General features: G+C 44.2%; 23 protein-coding genes. 7 read left to right on the top strand and 16 right to left on the bottom strand.

Annotation, left to right across the window (positions count from 1 at the left end):
• Positions 1–89: 89 nt before the first annotated feature.
• The 5 genes from glpD to CWO13_RS02345 form a co-directional block, all read right to left on the bottom strand.
• Complete coding sequence (glpD, locus tag CWO13_RS02365) at positions 90–1649, bottom strand: glycerol-3-phosphate dehydrogenase (RefSeq protein ID WP_108082472.1); 1560 nt, start codon at positions 1647–1649, stop codon at positions 90–92.
• A 327-nt stretch (positions 1650–1976) separates the two neighbouring features.
• On the bottom strand, positions 1977–2768 hold the full coding sequence (locus tag CWO13_RS02360) for a DeoR/GlpR family transcriptional regulator (RefSeq protein WP_108082471.1): 792 nt from the start codon (positions 2766–2768) through the stop codon (positions 1977–1979).
• 260 nt (positions 2769–3028) lie between these two features.
• Positions 3029–4549, bottom strand: coding sequence for a glycerol kinase GlpK (gene glpK, locus CWO13_RS02355; RefSeq protein WP_102431545.1), 1521 nt, complete (start codon positions 4547–4549; stop codon positions 3029–3031).
• 59 nt (positions 4550–4608) lie between these two features.
• Complete coding sequence (locus CWO13_RS02350) at positions 4609–5463, bottom strand: MIP/aquaporin family protein (RefSeq protein ID WP_108082470.1); 855 nt, start codon at positions 5461–5463, stop codon at positions 4609–4611.
• A gap of 450 nt (positions 5464–5913) precedes the next feature.
• Positions 5914–6345: a PACE efflux transporter gene (locus tag CWO13_RS02345; protein ID WP_055319949.1), complete on the bottom strand. Its 432-nt coding sequence runs from the start codon at positions 6343–6345 to the stop codon at positions 5914–5916.
• A gap of 111 nt (positions 6346–6456) precedes the next feature.
• Between CWO13_RS02345 and CWO13_RS02340 the strand changes: the two genes are divergently transcribed.
• The gene (locus CWO13_RS02340) at positions 6457–7344 is read left to right on the top strand and encodes a LysR family transcriptional regulator (protein WP_108082469.1); all 888 of its coding nucleotides are present in this window, start codon (positions 6457–6459) and stop codon (positions 7342–7344) included.
• 92 nt (positions 7345–7436) lie between these two features.
• On the opposite strand, the gene arsB is transcribed toward CWO13_RS02340, so the two are convergent.
• The 3 genes from arsB to CWO13_RS02325 all read right to left on the bottom strand — a co-directional run bounded on the left by arsB (position 7437) and on the right by CWO13_RS02325 (position 9595).
• A complete protein-coding gene (gene arsB / locus CWO13_RS02335; RefSeq protein WP_102478792.1) occupies positions 7437–8492 on the bottom strand; it encodes an ACR3 family arsenite efflux transporter in 1056 nt (351 codons plus the stop codon).
• 102 nt (positions 8493–8594) lie between these two features.
• Positions 8595–8936, bottom strand: coding sequence for an ArsR/SmtB family transcription factor (locus CWO13_RS02330; protein WP_108082468.1), 342 nt, complete (start codon positions 8934–8936; stop codon positions 8595–8597).
• Positions 8937–9070: 134 nt separating this feature from the next.
• Positions 9071–9595, bottom strand: a complete 525-nt coding sequence (locus CWO13_RS02325; protein ID WP_108082467.1) for an HPP family protein — start codon at positions 9593–9595, stop codon at positions 9071–9073.
• 138 nt (positions 9596–9733) lie between these two features.
• Here CWO13_RS02325 and CWO13_RS02320 point away from each other — a divergent pair, with 138 nt between their 5' ends.
• The 4 genes from CWO13_RS02320 to CWO13_RS02305 all read left to right on the top strand — a co-directional run bounded on the left by CWO13_RS02320 (position 9734) and on the right by CWO13_RS02305 (position 13252).
• Positions 9734–10306 (top strand): TetR/AcrR family transcriptional regulator, encoded by a 573-nt coding sequence (locus CWO13_RS02320; protein WP_108082466.1) that lies wholly within the window; start codon positions 9734–9736, stop codon positions 10304–10306.
• A gap of 78 nt (positions 10307–10384) precedes the next feature.
• Entirely contained in the window at positions 10385–11182 is a 798-nt protein-coding gene (locus CWO13_RS02315; RefSeq protein ID WP_102431551.1) for a Cof-type HAD-IIB family hydrolase, read from the top strand.
• Positions 11183–11361: 179 nt separating this feature from the next.
• Positions 11362–12009 (top strand): DsbA family oxidoreductase, encoded by a 648-nt coding sequence (locus tag CWO13_RS02310; protein ID WP_102478796.1) that lies wholly within the window; start codon positions 11362–11364, stop codon positions 12007–12009.
• 34 nt (positions 12010–12043) lie between these two features.
• Positions 12044–13252: a winged helix-turn-helix domain-containing protein gene (locus CWO13_RS02305; RefSeq protein WP_108082465.1), complete on the top strand. Its 1209-nt coding sequence runs from the start codon at positions 12044–12046 to the stop codon at positions 13250–13252.
• A gap of 65 nt (positions 13253–13317) precedes the next feature.
• On the opposite strand, the gene CWO13_RS02300 is transcribed toward CWO13_RS02305, so the two are convergent.
• A complete protein-coding gene (locus tag CWO13_RS02300) occupies positions 13318–14175 on the bottom strand; it encodes a LysR substrate-binding domain-containing protein (RefSeq protein WP_108082464.1) in 858 nt (285 codons plus the stop codon).
• Positions 14176–14281: 106 nt separating this feature from the next.
• Here CWO13_RS02300 and CWO13_RS02295 point away from each other — a divergent pair, with 106 nt between their 5' ends.
• Positions 14282–14575 (top strand): putative quinol monooxygenase, encoded by a 294-nt coding sequence (locus CWO13_RS02295; RefSeq protein WP_108019609.1) that lies wholly within the window; start codon positions 14282–14284, stop codon positions 14573–14575.
• 12 nt (positions 14576–14587) lie between these two features.
• Positions 14588–15562: a Gfo/Idh/MocA family protein gene (locus tag CWO13_RS02290; protein ID WP_108082463.1), complete on the top strand. Its 975-nt coding sequence runs from the start codon at positions 14588–14590 to the stop codon at positions 15560–15562.
• A gap of 112 nt (positions 15563–15674) precedes the next feature.
• On the opposite strand, the gene CWO13_RS02285 is transcribed toward CWO13_RS02290, so the two are convergent.
• From CWO13_RS02285 to CWO13_RS02255, 7 genes are all read right to left on the bottom strand, one after another.
• Positions 15675–16313 carry a 2-dehydro-3-deoxy-6-phosphogalactonate aldolase gene (locus CWO13_RS02285; RefSeq protein ID WP_057623535.1) on the bottom strand — a complete coding sequence of 213 codons (639 nt, stop codon included), beginning with the start codon at positions 16311–16313 and terminating at the stop codon, positions 15675–15677.
• Complete coding sequence (locus tag CWO13_RS02280; RefSeq protein ID WP_108082462.1) at positions 16303–17211, bottom strand: 2-dehydro-3-deoxygalactonokinase; 909 nt, start codon at positions 17209–17211, stop codon at positions 16303–16305. The genes CWO13_RS02285 and CWO13_RS02280 overlap by 11 nt, the downstream gene beginning before the upstream one ends.
• 114 nt (positions 17212–17325) lie before the next feature.
• Positions 17326–18471, bottom strand: a complete 1146-nt coding sequence (locus tag CWO13_RS02275) for a mandelate racemase/muconate lactonizing enzyme family protein (RefSeq protein WP_108082461.1) — start codon at positions 18469–18471, stop codon at positions 17326–17328.
• Between the two features lie 14 nt (positions 18472–18485).
• Complete coding sequence (locus tag CWO13_RS02270; RefSeq protein ID WP_102431557.1) at positions 18486–19754, bottom strand: TRAP transporter large permease; 1269 nt, start codon at positions 19752–19754, stop codon at positions 18486–18488.
• Between the two features lie 9 nt (positions 19755–19763).
• Positions 19764–20237 carry a TRAP transporter small permease gene (locus CWO13_RS02265; RefSeq protein WP_108082460.1) on the bottom strand — a complete coding sequence of 158 codons (474 nt, stop codon included), beginning with the start codon at positions 20235–20237 and terminating at the stop codon, positions 19764–19766.
• Between the two features lie 135 nt (positions 20238–20372).
• Entirely contained in the window at positions 20373–21428 is a 1056-nt protein-coding gene (locus CWO13_RS02260; protein WP_057623545.1) for a TRAP transporter substrate-binding protein, read from the bottom strand.
• A gap of 58 nt (positions 21429–21486) precedes the next feature.
• Positions 21487–22212, bottom strand: coding sequence for an IclR family transcriptional regulator (locus CWO13_RS02255; protein ID WP_057623547.1), 726 nt, complete (start codon positions 22210–22212; stop codon positions 21487–21489).
• Positions 22213–22328 lie beyond the last annotated feature (116 nt).

Genomic DNA, 22328 nt, shown 5'->3' with positions numbered 1-22328 from the left:
TTGTAAATAGGGTATAAAAAAAGCTTAGCGCGGGGGACGCTAAGCTTCGTTGTTAAGTATGTTCTTGAACCATTTTTAGGCTGGTGGGGTTAGCCTACTTGAGAAAAGCTCACTACCTTACTTTGTAGTTTCTCTTTTAAGTAATCAGTCACTGCTTGCTGCTCTGATTCACTCATGTACAGGCCAAGCTTGGTTCTGCGCCACAAGATGTCTTCGTCAGTCATCGCCATCTCTTCATTGATCAAGTAATCGATTTCAACTTGATAAACGCCATGGGCTTCGCTTGAGAATTGGCTGCCAAGGTCAGCTTCGCTATTCGCACCTTCCAGTAGTTTCCACGTGTAAGTACCAAATTGAGTCACGTAGCGAAGCAATAGCGCTTCAGATGCCCAAGGGTATTTAGTGTGGATCATCTTCGCAAGCTGCTCTCTGCTGCAGCTAAAGTTACCGCCTGGAAGCGTGTTGTTGGCTGTCCAAGGCGCACCCATGTAGGTTAGGTGTGGTTCTAACTTCTTAAGTGCCGCTTCGCCGAGTTTACGATAAGTGGTCAACTTACCACCGAAGATCGAAAGCAGTGGTGCTTGATCAAGCTCTGCATCTAATTCCAGCGTGTAGTCACGAGTGATCGCTTGTGGTGAATCCGATTCGTCGTCACAAAGCGGTCTTACGCCACTGTATGTCCAAACCACATCTTCACGGCCAAGCTGTTTAACAAAGTGCTGGTTAACGATATCAATCAAGTAATCCACTTCAACATCATCAATTGCGACGTTACGCGGGTCGCCTTTGTATTCAAGGTCGGTAGTGCCGATGATCGAGAACTTATCTAGGTAAGGGATCATGAACACAATGCGATTGTCTTTGTTTTGCAGAATGTACGCTTGTGGTTCGTCATGAATGCGTGGCACAACAATGTGTGAGCCTTTGATCAGACGAATATTACGAGGCGAAGCCTGCTCTAATCCATCATCAAAGAACTGTTTAACCCAAGGGCCTGCAGCGTTAACAAGCGCTTTTGCTTTGCGTTCAAAGCGTTGGTTTGTCATGACATCAAGGATCGTCACATGCCAAATACCACCTTCACGGTGCGCTTTTTCAACACGGCAGTAGTTACGTACTTCTGCGTTGTTTTCTTTTGCTGCTAATACGTTGAGCAATACCATGCGCGCATCATCAACCCAGCAATCTGAGTATTCGAAACCGGTCTTCATTTCTGGCTTCAGTAAACCTGATTTAGCCAAGTTCACCGTTTTACTTCCAGGAAGTGTGGTGCGTTTACCCAAGTTATCGTAAAGGAATAAGCCACAGCGGATCATCCAAGCTGGGCGTAAAAATGGTCGATGAGGTAAACGGAAACGCATTGGTTGAGCAACATGAGGTGCTTTTCTTAACAATACTTCGCGTTCTGCAAGCGCTTCCGAAACCAAACGAAACTCGTAATGTTCAAGGTAACGTAAGCCACCGTGGATCAGTTTTGAACTTGCAGATGAAGTAGCAGAAGCAAAATCATTTGCTTCGTATAAGCCAACGTTGAGACCACGACCTGCTGCATCTGCCGCGATACCTGCACCATTGATGCCGCCGCCAATCACGATCAAGTCTAAAGTGGAAGATGTACTGTTGTTTGAATTATTTTGTTGAGCACTCATGATTTTGACCTCTTGCTGAGCGAACGAGCATTTTAGAACATAAGTGAATCCTATCTTAACTTTCGTTTGCGGTCATTTATTATTTTCGTTTATGCGCGTTTTATGTGATTTGCGCATAAAAAAACCTCTGCTTATGAATGCAGAGGTTCAAATAAAACTTATTCGAGCATAGAAGTGACATGAACGAGGATTAAGTATTGATAGTTCAGTTATTAAAAAAGCCAGCTATCGATAAGTGTTTATCAATAGAACTGGCTTTTGATTGCTCACGAATGCGAGTGCTTAACTCCATTCAACTCAATTTAATCTAACTTGGCTTAACAGAGGCTATTGATTTGGTGTCGAAGGCTGAGCGGTATCGATGACTTCTAACGGAATGTCTGAATCTTTAAGGATGTTAAGAATCTCTTCCGGCGGCTGCTTATTAGTAAACACCATGTGTGCCTGAGAGATATTGCCGAGCTTAACCATCGCGTTACGGCCAAACTTAGTGTGGTCGACGGCTAAGAAGATACTGCGGCTGTTTTCGATGATGGCTTGTTTCACTCGAACTTCATGATAGTCAAAATCGAGCAGTGAGCCGTCAAAGTCGATACCACTGATCCCTAAAATGCCGAAATCAAGACGGAACTGTTTAACGAAATCTAGTGTTGCTTCACCCACGATGCCGCCATCACGGTTTCTCACTTCGCCACCCGCCAAGATAACCTTTATCTCTGGGTTTGGAAGAAGGATGCTGGCAACGTTAATGTTGTTGGTGACAACTCGTAATTGTTTGTGATTTTTATTGAGCGCGCGCGCCACCGATTCTGGCGTAGTGCCGATATCAACGAACAAGGTTGCACCATCTGGAATGTGTTTTACCAGCTCGTCGGCAATCACATCTTTTTCATTGAAGTTAAGCGCTTTACGCGTGTTGTAAGAGGTGTTTTCTGAGCTAAGAGGAATGGTTGCACCACCGTGATAACGACGGATTTTGTTGCTATCAGCCAGCTCATTGAGGTCTCGTCTGATGGTTTGTGGGCTGACATCGAATTTTTCAACGAGCTCTTCTGTGCTCACATATCCTTGTGTTTTTACCAGGTCTACAATCTGCTGGTGTCTTGGTATCTGCTTCACTTAACTTACCACTCCCTGCACGCTATGGGTTCTAGCGCGTCACAATCGAAAATATTAACTCGCGCTATTGTGCTCGAATTGATGAGGAGAGAGAAGTAATGATGGTAAGGAATTATGTCCAAACCGCAAAAACGTTGATCAAAACATGAAAAATTGGCTCCAAACGCAAAAAAGAGCACAAAATAGTGCTCTTTTTAGTTTCGTTTACTGAGGAACGAACAATTCAATCGATAAGAGAGTGATTATTCGAACGCTCGATTTTACTCTTCGTCGTCATCGTGCAGTTCAGACCAAACTTGTGCACACTTGATTGCACGCTTCCAGCCTTTGTAACGGCGGTTACGCTTCTCTTCGTCGTGGTGTGGCATGAAGGTGCGGTTCAGAACGGCTTTGTCTTGAAGCTCGTCAATGCTGTCCCAGAAACCAACCGCTAGGCCAGCAAGGTAAGCGGCACCCAGAGCAGTCACTTCCGTTACTTCAGGGCGGTGAACTTCTGTATCTAGCACGTCTGATTGGAATTGCATTAGGAAGTTGTTCGCTACTGCGCCGCCATCAACACGTAGATTGGCGAGCTTGATACCCGAGTCCGCTTGCATCGCGTCTAGTACGTCACGAGTTTGGTAAGCAATACCTTCCAGCGTTGCACGGATGATGTGGTTCGAGTTAACACCACGAGTTAGACCAACAATCGTACCACGAGCGTAAGCATCCCAGTATGGTGCACCTAGGCCAGTGAATGCAGGAACCACGTAAACGCCGTTTGAAGAGTCTACTTTGGTTGCGAAGTACTCAGAGTCTTCTGCGCCAGCCAGTAACTTCATCTCATCACGTAGCCATTGGATTGATGCACCGCCCATGAATACCGCACCTTCCAGTGCGTATGCAGGTTCACCTTTAGGGCCACATGCCAGTGTTGTTAGTAGGCCGTTTTTCGAGGTTACTTTCTCTTGGCCTGTGTTCATCAGAAGGAAACAACCTGTGCCGTACGTGTTCTTCGCTTGGCCAGCTTCTACACACATTTGACCGTAAAGTGCAGCTTGTTGGTCACCCGCAATACCCGCGATTGGGATACGAGTACCGCCTTTACCACCAAGGTTCGTTTGACCGTAAACCTCTGAAGAGCGTTTCACTTCAGGCATCATGACTGCTGGAATGCCCATTTCATCAAGTAGCTTCTGGTCCCAGCATAGGTCGTTGATGTTGAACAACATAGTACGTGACGCGTTGGTGTAATCCGTAACGTGAACACGTCCTTGAGTCATCTTCCAAACTAACCAAGTATCAACCGTACCGAACAATAGTTTGCCAGCTTCAGCGTCTTCACGAGCGCCTTCAACGTTGTCTAGAATCCATTTTACTTTGGTACCTGAGAAATACGGGTCAAGGACTAAACCTGTATTGTCGCGTACGTAGTCTTCTAGGCCACGTGCTTTAAGGTCTTCACAGATATCTGCTGTACGGCGACACTGCCATACGATTGCGTTGTAAACCGGTTTGCCAGTTTCTTTGTTCCAAACAATGGTGGTTTCACGTTGGTTAGTGATACCGATACCCGCTAGCTCGTCGCTGCGAATGCCTGCTTTAGCAAGCGCTTCAACCAATGTAGAGCTTTGAGTTGCCCAGATTTCCATTGGATCGTGCTCAACCCAACCGGCTTTCGGGTAAATCTGAGTGAATTCTCTTTGAGAAGAGCTAACGATGTTTGCATCGTGGTCGAGGATTACAGCGCGAGAACTTGTAGTGCCTTGGTCTAGGGCAACAATGTATTTTTGCTCGGTCATGGTAAGAATCCTTTTTCTTTCGTTATTTATATTTTAGTAAATGTAAGGTCGCTTAGGGATTAAGCTTGAGCTTGTTCAGCTTCTTCTTCTGTTTCACATTGGTTTGGAATTGTGCAGCCTTGGCCTTCAATTGGTAGGTAAGCACCGATAACACGTGGGTACAACCAACCACCAAAACACGCACCCGCAATTGGAGCAAGGATTGGAACGATGAAGTAAGGAATATCTCGAGCACCGCTTAGTGCGAAATCCCAACCTGCAAAGTAAGCGAACAGTTTTGGTCCAAAGTCACGAGCAGGGTTCATTGCAAAACCAGTCAGTGGACCTAAAGAACCACCAATTACCGCGATAAGAATACCGATCAGTAGAGGGTTCATCGCACCGCGAGATGCGCCGTTGTTCTCATCACCTAACGCTAAGATGGCAAACATCAACACTGCAGTAATCACGAATTCCACAGCAAAAGCGCCGAAGAAAGAGAGTGAAGCGTGTGGGTAAGTCGAGAAGATACCAGCAGTTGATAGTGCGTCTTGGCTGCTACGAACGAAGTTATGTGCGATTTCGTAATCAGTAAATAGGTTGCTGTACAGGCTGTATACCAGCGCAGCAGAGCAGAATGCGCCAAGCAGTTGAGAAATGATGTAAGGCACCACTTTCGCTTTATCAAAGCCATGGAACATGGCCAGCGCGATGGTTACCGCCGGGTTAATGTGTGCGCCAGAAACGCCAGCAGTACAGTAAATTGCAATCGCAACACCGAAGCCCCAGATGATACTAACTTCCCATTGTCCGAATGTTGCGCCAGTTAATACCAGTGCAGCCACACAGCCAACGCCAAAGAAGATGAGCAGGCCTGTACCGATAAATTCGGCGAGGCATTGCCCAAATAAAGAAGGTTGTTTGTTTGTTGTCATGTTCGAGTCCTTTTTAGTTTTGCTTATCTAGCACGTGTATTGTGCATAAATTTGCGAACTCGAAAATAAACGAACATCAAAAATGAGCGTTTGAACATAAAATTGTTAATTAAAGTCACTTGAAATGTTAATCCGAACACTTTTGTTCGGAAAAGATGCTCGCATGAACGTCATTGCTCGAATTGATAGGTTGCGAAGCCGCTAAAACTACCTATATGTAAATGAATGCGCAACTGGTACGAGGAGTTTATGTTTGGATTTGTGATGCTGATTCGCGAGTGGTGGTTTATTAAACTTGGATCTTGTGGGCCTATCCTAGTTCTCAAATGTTGGAAAAGCGTTAACAAACAAGGATGTACTTAAGCTATGACAAAAAATGCCAGATCCATACTGAATCTGGCAATTCGTTTTGTTTATCGCTCAGTGATGATATTTGAACGAATTGGTGACTTAATTGAGAGCGCTAACTTTTCCTTGTGTAACAAAGTAGTCTCTTACTGAATCGTACGCCCAGTTAAATCCGATAGCGTAGAGTACAAAGAAAATGACTAGGCCGATGTCCATAATCAATACGGTTAGAAAATCTAGCTTCAACACCCACATCAAGACTGGCAGCGTTACAGTCATTAAACCAAGTTCAAATCCCAATCCGTGTAAAACTCGTGTTTTCTTGGTTCGTTTTGTTCTGTCTGCCCCGAAGATTTTGTCGTAGCCGTAGTTGTAGACGTAGTTCCAAGCCATTGCTATTAGCGACATCGCAAGTGCTAACCCCGCCATTTCCCCAGCTCCATTACCAGTAATGTAGGTTGCTAGCCCCGCCATCATGATCAGTGCGAACACTTCAAATAGCACCATATGTAGAATTCGTTCTTTGTGTGACATGTATTTTCTCTTTCTGTTGAATCTATATTTGCTGTTTGAAAGGCATATTATCTTTAATTATGATTATAGAAAGATAGTAACTATCACTAATGGTGATAATAGGTTGGTGGCATGTATAACATTGAACAGCTTAAAATGTTCGTTTACGCAGTAGAGCTGGGTTCTTTCTCAGCAAGCGCTCGTCATTTGGGGAAGGTGCAATCGGCGGTAAGCCAAGGCATCAGCAATCTTGAAATAGATTTCAATGTAGAGTTATTTGATCGTTCGACTCGCAAACCTTCGCTGACGAAAGAAGGGGAGCAACTGTTTAAACAAGTGAAAGCAATCGTCCTTCAGGTTGAAGATCTCAATGCTTCCGTTAGTGCGATAGGAACTGGCGAAGAAGGGCTTATTAAAATCGCATTAGACGATTCCTTGTTGGTCCCTAATCTATCTAGAATCCTAAGTGAATTCAGCCAACATTTCCCTGCGACAGAGGTTGAGTTGATCGCTTGTACCACCACCGAAGTGAATCCCTTTGTAGTTGAAGAGAAGGTAGACCTTGGTTTGATGTTCACCAACTTGGCTTTTGATGTAGGTTCTGAACCTTGCTTTATTGGGCATTTGCCGTTTGTTGCTGTGTGTCACCCAAGCCACAAGCTAGCCAAAACAGGTGTCGCGAAATTGTCTGATTTGTTGCCACATCGTCAGCTCATGCTAAGGGGCGATAAAGGTAAGATGATGGATCAGTTTCCACTCATAGCGGGCAAAGTATGGTGGTCAAACAGTTTTATCGTCATCAAAGAAATGATCCTCGGTAGTGACGTCGGTTGGGCATACTTACCTAAACACCTTGTTGAAGAAGAGCTGAGTAAACAGCGCTTAGTTGAGGTGAACGTCTCATTTGACCACAAAACGTGGTCGCCTCCGGTTGATTTGGTTTTATCTAAAACACGCTCGAAGGGGCCTGCATTGCTATGGCTTGAACAAGCATTGAAAGGCCTATTAGACGAAACATAAGCTGGATGAGACTTAAATTGGATGAACTAGAATAAAGAAAAGGCTCACAAAGTAATTTGTGAGCCTTTCTGTTTAAAGCGATACTCGATTTTCTAGTTCGCAGATTTCACTGTTAGACCGTTGTAGTATTTGCCTTTCATCTTAAGTGCAACGTTCACGAGGTAAATCAGCACAGGTACTTCAATCAGTGGCCCAATAACGCCTGCAAACGCTTGGTCTGAATTGATACCGAATACTGAGATAGCAACGGCAATCGCTAGCTCGAAGTTGTTGCCTGTCGCTGTGAATGCGATTGATGCGTTCTTGTCGTACTCAATGCCCATCTTCTTGCCAATGAAGAAGCTGATGAAGAACATCGCTGTGAAGTAGATAGTCAGTGGAACAGCAATCAACAATACGTCCATTGGCAGTTCAACAATCATCTCGCCTTTTAGGCTGAACATCAGCACGATAGTCGCCAGTAGAGCAATCAGTGTGATTGGTGAGATACGTGGAATGAACACATCGTTGTACCACTGCTCGCCTTTCATCGACACTAGGATCTTACGGCTTAAGAAGCCCGCTAGGAATGGTATACCTAGGTAGATAAGAACACTGTGTGCAATATCGATCATTGAGATATCAACCATCATGCCTTCGTAACCAAATACTGGTGGAAGAACGCTGATGAATAGCCACGCCATAAAGCTGTAGCTCACCACTTGGAATGCACTGTTTAGAGCAACTAATGCCGCACCGTATTCTTTGTTACCACCGCCGATGTCGTTCCAAACCAGAACCATTGCCACACAACGAGCAAGACCAATCAGAATCACACCGACCATGTAACCTGGGTGGTCGCCTAAGAATGTTAGCGCCAACACAAACATCAGAATTGGGCCGACAAACCAGTTCATGATCAAAGATAGTTTGATCGCTTTCTTATCTTTTACCACGGTGCCTAGCAGGTTGTAGTTAACCTTAGCCAGAGGTGGGTACATCATTAAGATAAGGCCAATTGCCAGTGGAATGTTGGTTGTGCCAACAGACATTGATTCGTTCCACTGTTCGATTTGTGGAAACAAGGTGCCAAGCAGTACACCAATGCCCATGGCGATGAAGATCCACAGCGTTAAGTAGCGATCGAGAAAACCTAATTTTGGTTTCATTATATTATCTCTTTGGTTGTTATCGTTAATCGTCGAAAAGCGATATTTAAAGGCAAAAAATACGCTTAGTTTATTGTGTTCGACAAACTAAGCGTGGTTAATCTATTTTAATATGGTGTCTATCAGCGACTCAAATTGCTGAATATTATCTCGATTAATTCGGTAGCACATCTTCGGTGGTATTGATTCAGCAGTGATGAAGCCTGAGGTTTTCAAGATTCTTAGGTGCTCTGATACGGTTGACTGAGCTAAACCTAATTCGCTAACCAAGTCACTGTTCAAACAGCCCCCCGATTTTTCTAACGTTGAAAGGATACTCAATATACGAACTCTTGCTGGGTGAGCGAGCGCTTTCGCTAGAGTTGCCATTTGTGTTTCAGCTTCGGCATCACCATGTCCGATTGGCAGAGCACAGCCACCAGTTGTAGGGCAAGTTTCGTTCATATTGATGTTTCGCTTTCCATAATCGTTAAAAGACGATTAATAGTAAGCCCATTTTATATAAGGGTCAATGTGATCTTTCAATTTGCTTCTAAATTTGATGTCAAAATCCATATTTATCATTGAAATTCAATGGACTAAGACTTGGATGAACCAAACCAGTATAACGGCCACTTTTGTTCTGAATAGCTGTTATTCAATAGCGCACCAATACCAACCAAAGCGATGCTGCCTACTAATACGGGAGTGAATAAGAACATCCAATCCACATGTGCGGTACCTGCCAAAGCTATCACAATCGGATTGGCGCCAGCGGGTGGGTGAACCGCTCGACAGTATTGCATTAGCATGATGGATGAGCCGACAGCGATAGCCATAGTCAAATAAGAATCCCCAAAGCCATATAACGCGATTAAGCCCACAGCAGCTGAAATAAAGTGTCCCGCAATGACGTTTCTAGGTTGAGCTAACGGCGATGTTGGCACCGCAAACAGCAGTACGCACGTCGCACCAAATGGAGCCATTAACCACGGGAACCCAGAACTTTCGGCTAATAGACACAAGGTCAAGATGCCCAGCGTACCGCCAATAAAACCTTTAATAAGCTGGCTAATGCTTGCTTTCGGAGGAAGGGCTCCACCACCAGATAGTTTGTTGATCATAATCGTTTCCTCTTCGTTATCTCTTTTATATTAAGTGTGCAGATCTGTACCATTTGATTTGGATGATACAGATCTGTACACTTCTTGCAATGATAAATTGAGCTCTACGATTTCAGAGCGATTTGAGGTTGATGAACGATGAGTAAAAAAGATTTGATTCTGGATGTAGCAGAGTCGTTGTTTAATCAGTTTGGTTATACCGCTGTTGGGGTGGATATGATCCGAGACGAAGCGGCGGTTTCCAAAACATCTATGTACCGCCATTTTGGCTCGAAAACCAAGCTGATTGAAGCTGTGTTAGAAAGGCGTCATCAGCGTTTCGAGTCGAGTTTAGAAGCGGCGCTATTATCAACTTCTGGATTACAAAACCAACTGGATGCGCTGTTAGATTGGCATCTTGCGTGGTTTGAACAACCTGACTTCAAAGGCTGCATGTTCATGCACGCGCTAGCCGAATTTAAAGAGTCGGAAGATGACATTACGATGCTCTCGCGACAGCACAAGGTTTGGCTCAAAAACAGCATTCGTGATGTGGTAAGAGGTAATGAAGAAGTAGACACTGCAATACTCGAATTACGCAGTGAATCGGTTATGACTTTTATCGAAGGACTTATTGTAAGAGGTGAATTTGGTCAGCTTGATTCAAAGTCAGACTCAAACAGACAAGCCTACCGAAAAGCATTGCATTCACTGGCTACTCTAGCGATATAATCGAGCGCAGTACCGTTACACAAGATAACGAAAAATCATAATTTACACTTTAATCTTTACTTATAGGTAAGCCCTGAAATGCCACAACAGAACATCAAATTTATCGCTGCTGATATGGACGGCACTCTGCTTAATGAGCACGGAAAGTTAGACCCTGAATTTTTCAATCTTTACGAACGACTAGAAGCTCAAGACATCATCTTTGCTGCGGCATCGGGTCGTCAGTATTACAGTCTGATGGAGACGTTTGCTCCGCTAAAAGATCGCATGATGTTCGTTGCTGAAAACGGCACGTTGGTCATGCACAAAGGCCAAGAACTCTACAGCTGCTTGCTTGATACCGATGCCATCAAAGATATCATCAAAGAAGCGCGTGCTATTGAAGGCGCACATGTGGTGTTATGTGGTAAGAAGTCAGCATACATCGAAACCAAAGATGAGCGTGCTTTAGCGGAAATCTCTAAGTACTACCATCGCCGTGAGCAAGTAGAAGACTTACTGGCGGTAGAAGACGATTTCATCAAGGTAGCTATCTGTCACTTTGACGGTTCACAAGAGAAAGTGAACCCAACTATTGATGCCAAATTCGGTGAGAACTACCAAGTGGTGGTAAGTGCAAAAATTTGGTTAGATGTGATGAACGCTGAAGCGTCAAAAGGTGCGGCGATTAAGCACCTACAAAACACATTAGGCTTCACTTACGAGCAGACCATGAGTTTTGGTGACTACCTCAATGACTTGGAAATGCTTAAAGAGAGCTACCACTCTTACGCAATGGAAAACGCACACCCTAAGTTAAAAGAGATCGCTCGTTTTGGTGCGCCAAGTAACGTCGATGCAGGTGTGTTTCAAGTGCTTGAGAAACTGCTAGCGTAACGCGGTTAAGCTCAATCCGATTTTTATCAAAGCCAACTCGTGAAGATGAGTTGGCTTTTTTGTTGGCTACTGGTGCATCGAGTTAAATTTGAACGAGTGTTCATCTTGTTGTAGTCTGATTAGAAAGACGGGTATTCAGTTGTATTGGATGCGCCTTATCAACGACATTTGGAATGACGATGAGCAAGAAACTTCAACTTGATATTATTTCTGACGTAATGTGCCCGTGGTGCGTGGTCGGTTACAAAAACCTAGAGCAAGCTATTGTTGAACTTGGCTTAGCGGAGCAAATTGAACTTGAATGGCAGCCGTTTGAGTTGAATCCGGATATGCCGCAAGAAGGTGAAAACCTGCGTGACCATATCATGAGAAAATACGGCTCTAGCGCAGAAGAGAGTCAAAGTTCACGCGAACAGCTTGCGGCGCGTGGCAAAGCGGTTGGTTTCGATTTCAATTTCTATGACAGCATGAGAATGGTGAATTCACGTCACCTGCATGTACTGCTTGATTTTGCTCTAGCACACGGTAAACAGACTGAGTTAAAGCTACGCTTTTTCACGGCGCACTTTTCAGAGCAGAAAGATCTGTCTGATCTTGAGGTTATCGCGCAAGAACTTGAAGTGGTTGGCTTAGACTCAACGAAGGCACTGAAGTGCCTAAAGAACATCGATAACTTGAAGCAAATTGAAGCGCAAGAGTTTGAATGGCAACGCATGGGAATCTCAGCGGTTCCTACCGTGGTATTCAACCGAAAGAGTGCAGTGACGGGTGCGCAGACGGTCGAAACGTACAAGCAAATTCTTCAAGAACTTATTGCTGAATCATAAGCCAATTATTGGTATCAATTAGAGTCTGAATTACATGGAATCATTGTCACTCGCTCAAGCGCAAAAAATTGTATTGCTTTCGCAAAAGCTGCCGCCTAAGAAGCTGTCCCCAAAGAAGCAACGCAATGGCGGCGCTTTGGCGAACACGCTGTCTGCGATTGAAAACCTTGGGTATGTGCAAATTGATACTATCTCTGTGATTCAGCGAGCTCACCATCATACGCTGTGGAATCGTAATCAAGACTACCAACTGAATCATCTTGATAAGTTGTTAGATCGTCGAGAAGTGTTTGAGTATTGGTCGCATGCCGCCGCGTATTTACCCATGCGTGACTACCGATTCAGCCTGCATCGCAAGAATGGTTTTGCGAGCGGGAAGCTTAAGCATTGGTATAAAAAGGATGATGCACTGATGGCGCATGTTCTCAAACGTATTGAGAACGAAGGGCCATTAATGGCGAAAGACTTTGAGGGGGATAGACCAAACCCCAGCGGATGGGGCGGTAAACCTGCCAAACAGGCACTAGAAACTTTGTTTATGCAAGGTGACTTAATGGTGCCGAGCCGAGTGAACTTCCATAAGGTTTATGACCTCACCGAGCGAGTTTTGCCGAGCGGAATTGATACCTCTGAGCCAACTGAACAAGAGTACATAGAGCATCTGATAACACGTTATTTAGAGGCTAACGGAGTTGGAATAGCATCGGAAATAAGCTACCTGCTCAAGAACACTAAGTCTCTGGTTCAGAAAACACTCCAACAGATGCTTGAAGACAAGCAGGTGCTGAAAGTGGATATTCAAGGCTCGAACTATTATGTCCTGCCGGATGCTTTTGAGCTGTTGAATCAACCTCTTTCTAGAACCAAGTTAAAGATACTGTCTCCGTTTGATAACCTGTTGATTCAACGAAAGCGAATGCAATCATTGTTCAACTTTGACTACCTTCTTGAGTGTTATGTACCTGAAGCTAAGCGTCAGTTTGGTTATTTTAGCTTACCGATTTTGTGGCAAGGTGAGCTGGTGGCACGAATGGATTGTAAAGTTGATAGGAAGAGTGGTTTGCTCAATATCCGTAACTTGGTTGTGGAAGAGCGAATTAAAAACCATGAGTCGCTGGTTCATGCTTTATGCGATGAGATAAAACACTTCATGGTGTTCAACCAATGTGATGAGATGATCGTCCATAACACCACACCTTCTGATGTTGGCAAGCGCTTGATGAGCCATTGGCAAACGGTCTAGCGGTCTTTGTTGTTCCGGAAATCCTTCATTACTTAAAAGCCTTTTTTGAATTAGTCAGCGCTTAGTTACTTGGAAAGAGAGGCTAATAAAAACTCAACAAAGGTTCGGTTCTTCAACGACAGTTGCTTGGTTTTGTAGAGTAAGTGAATAGGCTTGGGTAACGGTGCCATGCCGGGTAGGATTTCCAATAGTGCACCACGATCAATCTCTTCTGATACCAAGATAGTCGGTTGCAACAACACGCCCACACCTTGTAGGGCGGCATATCGCAACACATTACCATTATTCGACATCAAGCGAACACGTTCTTTATTCGATGTGGCGTGAGGGGCTTGGCTGCTGTAACCGAACCCAAGCGATGGGTGCTGTGCCAAGTCTTCTAATACTTTGATTTCAGCATGTTGGTTAAGGTAATCGGGAGCGGCGCAATAACACATCTCATAGTCCCCTAAATATCTTGCGACCAAACTTGAATCGGATAGGTCACCAATTCGCACCATCAAATCAATGTCGGATGAGTAAGGATCAACAAGGTCATTATTCAACATCAGCTCGACGTTTATGGTTGGGTGATGTGCGAGGAACTTAGCCACAATAGGGGCAATCACCTTGTTCCCATAAGTGACTGGGCAGTTAATTTTTACTGTGCCTTGAGGTTGATTTTCTAAGGTTTGAATGAGGTTTTCGGCATTGCTGATATCTTCGAGAATTCGCTTACATTCTCGATAGTAAAGCTGCCCTGAATCGGTTAATGATTGCTTGCGCGTGGTGCGGTGGATCAGTTGAGAATTCAAACCGGTTTCTAAGGAATGGACATGTTTACTTATCATGGTCGCTGACAGGTTGAAGTGATTTGCGGCGCTACGAAAGCTGCCTTGCTCGACCACGTAAACGAAGACCTTCATACTGGTTAACTTATCCATTAAACACTCTCAGTTGATAAATAATAAACAAAAGGTGAGTTTATCAATTATTAGGGGTTAATTATATTAATGGCAAACCGATAATTAATTAAAATAAGAGCGTGAAATGTCTCAAATGAATGAAACCATCTTTGTTACTGCCGAACTTAAGATAAAAACGAACATTGAACGTGATGCTGCAGTAGAAGCCATCGAACAGTTTTGCTTAGACATGCAGAGTGAACCGGGCTGCCTACAAGCAATAGCAACCTATGATCAAAACCAAAGTGATCGCGTGATCTTGTTGGAACAATACGAGAACCGTGAAGCGATCAATCAGCACTTTGGAATGCCTCACACTCAAGCGTTTATTGAGCGTGACATTACCGAGTTGGTTCAAGCGTTCGAAACTCAGAAGTAGGAGAAATAAACCATGAAATGGGGAATCCTAGGAACCAGCTTTATATCAGGTGTAATGGCGGATGCGATTAAAGGCGATGCTCAAAGTGAACTGTATGCCGTAGCTGGACGCACAGAGAAAATACTCAATGAGTTTGCGGCGCAGTACCAACCAACATTGACCTTCAACAGCTATGAAGCTTTGATTGAAGATGAGTCGGTCGACATCATCTACATCGCTCTACCAAATCACGTTCACCACGAATACGTGATTAAAGCGGCTCAAAAAGGCAAAGCGATCCTGTGTGAAAAATCGTTATCGGTTGATATGGAAAAAACCGAGCAAGCTCTGCGAGCGGTAAAAGTATCTGGCGTGTTCTTCGCAGAAGGTTTGATGTATCTAAATCACCCGCTTATCGCTAAGCTTCATCAAGAATTAGCGACAGGTGAGATTGGCGAAGTGCGCTCAATTCAGGGTTCATACGTTGCTGCGATTGACCAGTTCGTTAACCCTGCGAGCAAAGGCGCGTTGTACAACTTAGGTTGTTACCCAATGTCCCTGATTCATTCTGTTGCGCAGCAGCAATTTGGCGAGAGCGTATTCAATGATGTGCAGATTTCAGCAATAGGTCGACGAGGCCAAGATGGCAATATCTGTGAATCATCGGCAGTGATGCGTTTCAACGACCGTTTTAACGCGCAAATCCACACCGCGGAAGACCACGGCTTAAAGCATGGCTTCACGATTCTAGGTAGCAAAGGTTGCATCACGCTCGACACCAATCCATGGCTGCCGACCGAAGACAACACATTCACGGTTGAGATCTACGAAACATCGAAACGTGAAGTGAAAGTCGAAGCGCAAGGCGATGGTTTCCATTATCAAGTGCGTAATGTTCGCCAAGCGGTTGAGCGAGGTGACACACAACTTGCTGCGCCAATGGCAACTCATCAAGACTCTCGCGTAATCATGAAGTTACTGACTGATTGGGAACAAGCGGCGAGCTAGTTTCTTAGTAAAAGAAATACGACTCATATTGTTCTGTATGACTTGATACCAAAATCACATAGACAAATATGAGCCGTATTGTTGGTTCTGCTTACTTTTTGGGCGAGCTTACTTAAGCTACAGAAGCTTTGAAGGCAGTATTGAATGCCTTTGCATTGGCGCGAATCTCGTCGTCAGATAAGCCAGGCTTGTAAAGTGACGCCCCTAAACCAAAGCCTTTCGCACCGATGTCTAAGTATGGTTTCATGCTCTCGATGGCAGGGTTGATTCCTCCTACAGGTAAGCAGATTGCTTCGGGAGGCAGCACGGAATTCAACGCTTTAAAGCCATCAAGGCCAAGCACTGAAACTGGGAATAGTTTTAACCCCGTCGCACCAGCAGCAAGCGCAGCGAACGCCTCTGTTGGCGTAACAACACCAGGGAAGCTGACGCAACCTGCAGCCGCTGACATTTTCACGACCTGTTCGTTGAAGTTCGGTGTTACGACTAAGTTTGCACCCGTCTCAATCACAGCTTGTGCTTTTTCTGGTGTGGTAACGGTACCCGCGCCAATTAAGTATTGATCACCGAAATGTTCGACTAGCATTTTAATGCTGGTCAATGCATCTGGTGAGTTCAATGGCACTTCAATCATTGAGAAGCCTTCCTCAATCAAAATCTGCGTCACACGAATACAATCTGCTGGTTCTACACCACGGATAATGGCAACGAGTGGTAAGTGATCACTTAGGTTAAAGTCTTTATTTGTCATTATTCATTGCCTCTTTAATTTTTAACATTCCAGCGATGAAAGTGTCATCGCCATTCACGTATTCGGTTGTTTTATTTAGCTGACGACAGGCTTGGTCATAGCGTTCTGATAGGTTTTTTCCACCCACCAAGTAGATGCTCTCTTGATGCAGTTCTCGTACTTCGTTGCCGATTAACAGCCCTGATAAGTAATCAAACACCTCACTCTCTTCTAGATTGCCGAATAAACGATGCGTTCTGGCTTTGAAGAGTTGATTAGTGATTGACGGGTTCGAGCTTTCCTCTACCCCTTTAACAAAAGCAGCATTAGAGCTGACTTGTTTAGGTAAGCCACGCCCTAGGATTGTCTGTGTCGACAGTGCAGAAAAAAGTTCGCCAGTCATGTAGGTTGAAAACGAGACTAACTTACCCGCTTCAATATTTGCGTGTTTGCTGTGAGTACCCGGAAAGGCTGCTTCAAGCGTCGGCTTACCTGCTAACTCAAGAAGTCCAAACAACTGAACTTCTTCACCACGCATGACGTCGTAGTGGCCATGTTCATCACAATGGCTGACACCCGGAATGATGGTGGCTGTTGCCCCCCAAGGGAGGTTGAATTGATGGGTGTTTTGAGCCAAGGACTGCACATTAGTTGGCGTGGAAACATAAGGGACGTTGACCCAGCCCTGTGCAGAACCAACCATACCTGCCATATAAATTGGGAAGTGTTTGTATTCGCCAAGCCACTCACTCAGCAATGATTCAAGCTCGGTTGCAAAGGCACCATCTTCAACCTGAAGCAGCCCCATTTTGCGTTCTGTTTTATCAACGACCTGTCCTTGTTCATCCATGGCAAAGGCACGAAAGTTTGTCGTTCCCCAATCCAGAATTAGCCAACTGATTTTGTTTTTTTGATTCATAATTACAGCTCACAGACGCGCCCTAAGGCGCGCAGTTTTAGGTTTAGTTGATGTACTTTTTATCGGTTTACTTTGTCGAACCGTTAACGTTTGGGTCTAGCTAACTCTGTTTATTTAGTAAACCTTGTATTGCTTGATGATGTCGGTATTCACATCGACACCGATGCCCGGTTTGGTAGAGATTTGTACCTTGCCGTTTTCCATCTTGATGCCATCGCAAATGAGATCTTTGCGGAATGGGTGTGAAGACTGGTCAAACTCAAGCATGGGCTCGATAGGGTTGAGTGATAGTGGTGAACTTGGAAGTGAAGCAATAAACTGCAAAGAGGCCGCAATACCAATACCAGAACCCCACACGTGTGGAATCATCATGGTGTGGTTTGCTTGTGCCATTGCTGCAATCTTCTTACATTCCGTGATACCTCCTGAAGAACATAGATCAGGTTGAATCACGTCTAACGCTCTCTGTTCAAGCCAAGGGCGGTAGCCCATTTTCCCGAACAGTTGCTCACCTGCGGCGATATAAGTTTTAGAAAGGTTCTTGATTTCTTGATAGCCAGCAATGTCTTCTGGAGCTAACAGCTCCTCCAAGAAGTACAGGTTGAACTCTTCTGTTTCTTTGATGATGCGACGTGCTGCTGCCGCGTTGTACGCCCCATTAGCATCAGCCATGATCTTCACATCATTACCAACGGCTTCACGAATTGAACGAATGAAGGCGATGTCTTCATCTACGCCAAATCCAATTTTGAGTTTGAACGCTTCAAAGCCACCTTCGACATAGCGATGTGCTTCCTCAATAGCTGCTTCTGGATATTTCGAGCCTGCGACACGATAGAAGCCAGTTGCGTACGGGGTGACTTCCTTGCGGAAAGCACCGCCGATCAGTGAGTGAATTGGTTTATTGAGAGCCTTACCAATGACATCCCACAGTGCAATATCAACACCGCTGATTGCGTTCACCGCAGAACCACCTTGACCATATGGGCGAGTCACGTTATACATCTCTTCCCAAAGCACTTCCACGTCGAACGGGCTGCGTCCGAGCAGTAGCGGCTTAAAGGTATGTTCAATAAATGCCGCCGCAATGTGTGGGCTCTGTAGGCCGTGACACAGAGCTTCACCAAAACCAACAATCCCTTCATCAGTAACGATTTCGATGATCATTGAGCTACGGTTATGAACCCAGCCTTGTGCGAAGTAAAATGGCGTCTCTAGTGGAACTGAGATTGCGTGTGGAATGACATCAATAATTTTCACAATAAATACCTTACTTAAATCAGAATCAGAGATATCTGAGGAATAAATACAATCAGCGTTAACGCGAACATCATGGCTAGGAAGAACGGGATAATGGCTTTAGAAAGTTTCTCAACAGAGACCCCTGAAACGCTCGAGCCAACAAATAAGTTTAGACCCAGAGGAGGAGTGATAAACCCGATAGCCAATGTCACCACCATGATGATGCCGGTGTGTACTGGGTTGAAACCGAATAGCATGGCCACTGGAACCAAGATTGGCGTCAGAATAATGATTGCCGCAACGGTTTCCATGAAACAGCCGACAACCAGCAGTAGTGCTACCATCAAGATAATGAAGATCACCTTGCTATCAGAGAACTCAAGCATCGCGTTAGCAATTTGTGTTGGAATTTGCTCAAGTGCTAAGTACTTACCAAAAGCAGTCGCAGTACCCACAATCAACAACACAATCACGGAAGTAATCACCGATTTAGTGAAGATTTTTGGTAAGTCTGTAAAGGTAATTTCTTTGTAGGCGAATAGGCTCACAATAAGGCCATAAACCACCGCTACTACACTTGCTTCTGTTGGGGTGAAAATACCGCCGTAGATACCACCAAGAATGATTACTGGGATAAGCAGTGCGAGTTGAGCGTGTTTAAATTGAGCCCACACCTCTTTCCAGCTAAACGGTTCGTCTGAACCTTTGTAGCCTTTTTTCTTAGAGTAGATGTATGCCCAAGCCATCAAACAAAGCGATACCAAGATGCCTGGGATGATGCCTGCAATGAATAAGTCGCCAATTGATACGCCTGCAGATACGCCATACATCACCATTGGGATGCTTGGTGGAATCATGACACCAATCGCACCTGCCGCTGTGACAACCGCGGTTGCAAAGCCCTTGTCGTAGCCGTACTTGATCATCGCTGGAATCATGATGCCGCCAACCGCTGCTACTGTAGCTGGGCCTGATCCCGAGATAGCAGCGAAGAACATACATGTAATGATTGAAGCAATCGCGAAGCCACCCGTGATGTTTTTCACTAATGAGTTAGCAAAGTTCACCAAACGTTGCGAGATACCGCCGCTGCCCATGATGTCACCCGCTAGGATGAAAAATGGTACTGCCATAATTGGGAAAGAATCGACAGAGGTGATTAAGGTACTCACAAGAAAATCAACGCTTAAGGTGCCGGTTGAAATAATGGTGAGTAGCGTTGCCATACCCAATGAGATAGCAATGGGCACAGAGGCAATAACGAGTAGTGCGAAAGTCGCAAACAAAATAAATACTGACATGATTACCTCCTATTTCGCTGTTTTGATGTCATCAGTGGTGGATACCATCTGTTGAATCAACCTGATTGATGTAAGTGCAAAGCCTACTGGGCCTGCTAGATAAACGATCCACATTGGCAATCCAAGTGCTGGTGATGTTTGACCTAGGTAATATAGGTTCGCCACCATCTGCGTTGATTTAAATAAAATAACAACAGAGAATGCTAAGAAGACGAAGTCCGAAAATAGGCTTAGGTACTTTTTTTCTTTCTCATCAATTAACATTCCTATGGCTTCTATTTTTATGTGGCTCTTTTTCGCGACAGCAAAGCTGATACCGATATAAACTAACCAAATGAAACAATAGCGAGCTAACTCTTCAGTCCAAGCAATTGAATAATCGAATGTTCTGGATACTACTTGTAAGAATATTGCCGCCGTCATAATAACGAGCAGTATTACGGCTATCGTATTTTCAAAATACTTATCTAACCAATTCAACATAATAAGGTTCCTTGTTCACTTATTACTTAGACCTATTACTTGTTTATTATTTATTAATGATAGTTATTGAGGGTTATTCATTAAAATAGTCAGTATTAATAATGTAATGGTCTAAATGTTAAGTGATGGCTTAAGTTACTGAGCGGCTAATTCGTTTTCAGCTTTTTTAATTTGTTCTTGGAAAGCGGAGACAACATCTTTGCCAATGATTGGTGTGTATTTCTCAATAACGGGCTTAGTCGCTTCTTGGAAACCAACCAGAGCTTCAGGTGTCAGTGTGACAACTTCCATGTTTTGTTTAATAACATCCAAGCTTTCAAGATTGACGCGACGGTTAACTTGACGCTCGTAATCGCCAGCATCAATAGCGGCTTGGCGCAGAACTCTTTGATCGTGACGGCTTAGCTTGTTCCATGTCGCTTGGCTAACAATTAAAGCCAATGGCGTGTATACATGGCCTGTGTTTGATAAGGTTTCTTGTACTTCGAACAAGTTGTTCAGTGCGATATTCGGGTATGGGTTTTCTTGCCCATCAACTGTGCCTTGCTGTAGTGCTGTGAACAGTTCGTTGAAAGCCATTGGCGTTGGGGTTGCGCCCATCGCTTTCCATGCGTCTAGGTGAAGTGGGCTCTCCATAGTACGGATTTTTAGGCCTTTCACATCTTCAATCGATTTCACAGCACGACGTGAATTAGTTACATGACGGAAGCCATTTTCCCAGAAATCCAGGCCGACTAAGCCTTTTGACTCTAATCTTTTCAGCATGTCGTCACCAAATTTGCTGCGTAGCACTTTATCTGCGACATCTTCACTGGTGATCATAAAGGGAAGGTCGAACACATTGTATTCAGGGTAGAAGTTAGCCAGTGGACCCGTCGATGGAATAGATACGTCAAGTGTTCCTAATTGGAGCATTTCAATCGCCGCACGGTCATCACCTAATTGCGCTGAAGGGTATATATCCACCTTCAGTTCAGTAAATTTCTCAACAATTTCTTTAAACTTAGCAGCACCATCATAGATAGGGTGTTTGTTATTAGAGCTCATGCTGAAACGTAATGTTTGAACTTGAGATTCACCTGCTGCAATACTCGATTGGTTATTTCCTTGAGAATTTGTAGCAATAGCTGCACCAATGATTGAGGCGACAAACACCCCACCAATGGCTAGAATTTTTCCGGTTCTAGACATAGTCGTACCTGATTAATTTATTATTTATATAAAGTGTACGTTACATACACCTGTAGGGTTAATTAAGTTGCTTGGATATTTTCTGACAATATTCAGTAATAACAGGAATTAATTCCGTCATTCTTTCGTCAGACATGTATTCTTTAATGCTGGTTACTGATATAGCTGCAATAATATTGTTATATTTATTTCTTATTGGTACAGCAACGCAACGTACAAGGTCTTCGTTATCTTCTAAGTCATAGCTATAGTCATGCTTAGAATATTCATTCATTCTTTTTAGCATCGACTCAACGTCGTGATTAGTTTGCGATGAAATAAGTCGAATCCATTCCATCTTTGGCATATCAATCATTAGCGCTTTTCCAATCCCCGTTGCGGACATTGGTAGTCGATCTCCCACTTGTGAACGTAACTGAATCGCACGCTCACCTGGGATCTTATCTAGGTAGAAGATTTGGTCTTCATCTTTGATGCCTAGATGGACAGTATCTTTAGTTCGTGCAGCAAGCTCGCGTATAAAAGGCTTCGCAATCTCTTTAAGAGGCATATCTTGTTGAGCTCGGATACCAAGCTGAATCATTTTGGTTCCTAATACCAGCCCAATTCCTTTTACTTCGCGGATGTAACGAGCCTCTATCAAGCCTTGGATGATTCGGTGCACGGTCGATTTTGGCAATTCTAAATGTTCGCACACATCTTTCAGTTGTCGATTACCTTCAGCGATCGAGTCGATGACCGCGATTGCTTTTACCAATGCTTGATTACCTTGTAACTTGCTCATAAAACCGCCTCTCGTTGTATGAGAGAAATATAGCGGTAGTTTGCTATTGATAATGTGATAACTATCAACATTCCACTTTGTGAAACAAGAGTCCCACATTGTGGAATTTATCAGGT

Source organism: Vibrio sp. ZF 223 (assembly GCF_003050585.1).
In the GTDB taxonomy this organism is placed as follows: Bacteria; Pseudomonadota; Gammaproteobacteria; order Enterobacterales; family Vibrionaceae; genus Vibrio; species Vibrio crassostreae.
The sequence above is the reverse complement of the archived record's forward strand: the minus strand, read 5'-3'. Positions and strand labels throughout refer to the sequence as shown.

Bases quoted from the DNA above. Each gene is read 5' to 3' on its own strand.
- glpD (WP_108082472.1), bottom strand. From the start codon at position 1,649: ATGAGTGCTCAACAAAATAATTCAAACAACAGTACATCTTCCACTTTA.
- glpK (WP_102431545.1), bottom strand. From the start codon at position 4,549: ATGACCGAGCAAAAATACATTGTTGCCCTAGACCAAGGCACTACAAGT.
- CWO13_RS02350 (WP_108082470.1), bottom strand. From the start codon at position 5,463: ATGACAACAAACAAACAACCTTCTTTATTTGGGCAATGCCTCGCCGAA.
- CWO13_RS02345 (WP_055319949.1), bottom strand. From the start codon at position 6,345: ATGTCACACAAAGAACGAATTCTACATATGGTGCTATTTGAAGTGTTC.
- CWO13_RS02340 (WP_108082469.1), top strand. From the start codon at position 6,457: ATGTATAACATTGAACAGCTTAAAATGTTCGTTTACGCAGTAGAGCTG.
- arsB (WP_102478792.1), bottom strand. From the start codon at position 8,492: ATGAAACCAAAATTAGGTTTTCTCGATCGCTACTTAACGCTGTGGATC.
- CWO13_RS02330 (WP_108082468.1), bottom strand. From the start codon at position 8,936: ATGAACGAAACTTGCCCTACAACTGGTGGCTGTGCTCTGCCAATCGGA.
- CWO13_RS02325 (WP_108082467.1), bottom strand. From the start codon at position 9,595: ATGATCAACAAACTATCTGGTGGTGGAGCCCTTCCTCCGAAAGCAAGC.
- CWO13_RS02320 (WP_108082466.1), top strand. From the start codon at position 9,734: ATGAGTAAAAAAGATTTGATTCTGGATGTAGCAGAGTCGTTGTTTAAT.
- CWO13_RS02315 (WP_102431551.1), top strand. From the start codon at position 10,385: ATGCCACAACAGAACATCAAATTTATCGCTGCTGATATGGACGGCACT.
- CWO13_RS02310 (WP_102478796.1), top strand. From the start codon at position 11,362: ATGAGCAAGAAACTTCAACTTGATATTATTTCTGACGTAATGTGCCCG.
- CWO13_RS02305 (WP_108082465.1), top strand. From the start codon at position 12,044: ATGGAATCATTGTCACTCGCTCAAGCGCAAAAAATTGTATTGCTTTCG.
- CWO13_RS02300 (WP_108082464.1), bottom strand. From the start codon at position 14,175: ATGGATAAGTTAACCAGTATGAAGGTCTTCGTTTACGTGGTCGAGCAA.
- CWO13_RS02295 (WP_108019609.1), top strand. From the start codon at position 14,282: ATGTCTCAAATGAATGAAACCATCTTTGTTACTGCCGAACTTAAGATA.
- CWO13_RS02290 (WP_108082463.1), top strand. From the start codon at position 14,588: ATGAAATGGGGAATCCTAGGAACCAGCTTTATATCAGGTGTAATGGCG.
- CWO13_RS02285 (WP_057623535.1), bottom strand. From the start codon at position 16,313: ATGACAAATAAAGACTTTAACCTAAGTGATCACTTACCACTCGTTGCC.
- CWO13_RS02280 (WP_108082462.1), bottom strand. From the start codon at position 17,211: ATGAATCAAAAAAACAAAATCAGTTGGCTAATTCTGGATTGGGGAACG.
- CWO13_RS02270 (WP_102431557.1), bottom strand. From the start codon at position 19,754: ATGTCAGTATTTATTTTGTTTGCGACTTTCGCACTACTCGTTATTGCC.
- CWO13_RS02265 (WP_108082460.1), bottom strand. From the start codon at position 20,237: ATGTTGAATTGGTTAGATAAGTATTTTGAAAATACGATAGCCGTAATA.
- CWO13_RS02260 (WP_057623545.1), bottom strand. From the start codon at position 21,428: ATGTCTAGAACCGGAAAAATTCTAGCCATTGGTGGGGTGTTTGTCGCC.
- CWO13_RS02255 (WP_057623547.1), bottom strand. From the start codon at position 22,212: ATGAGCAAGTTACAAGGTAATCAAGCATTGGTAAAAGCAATCGCGGTC.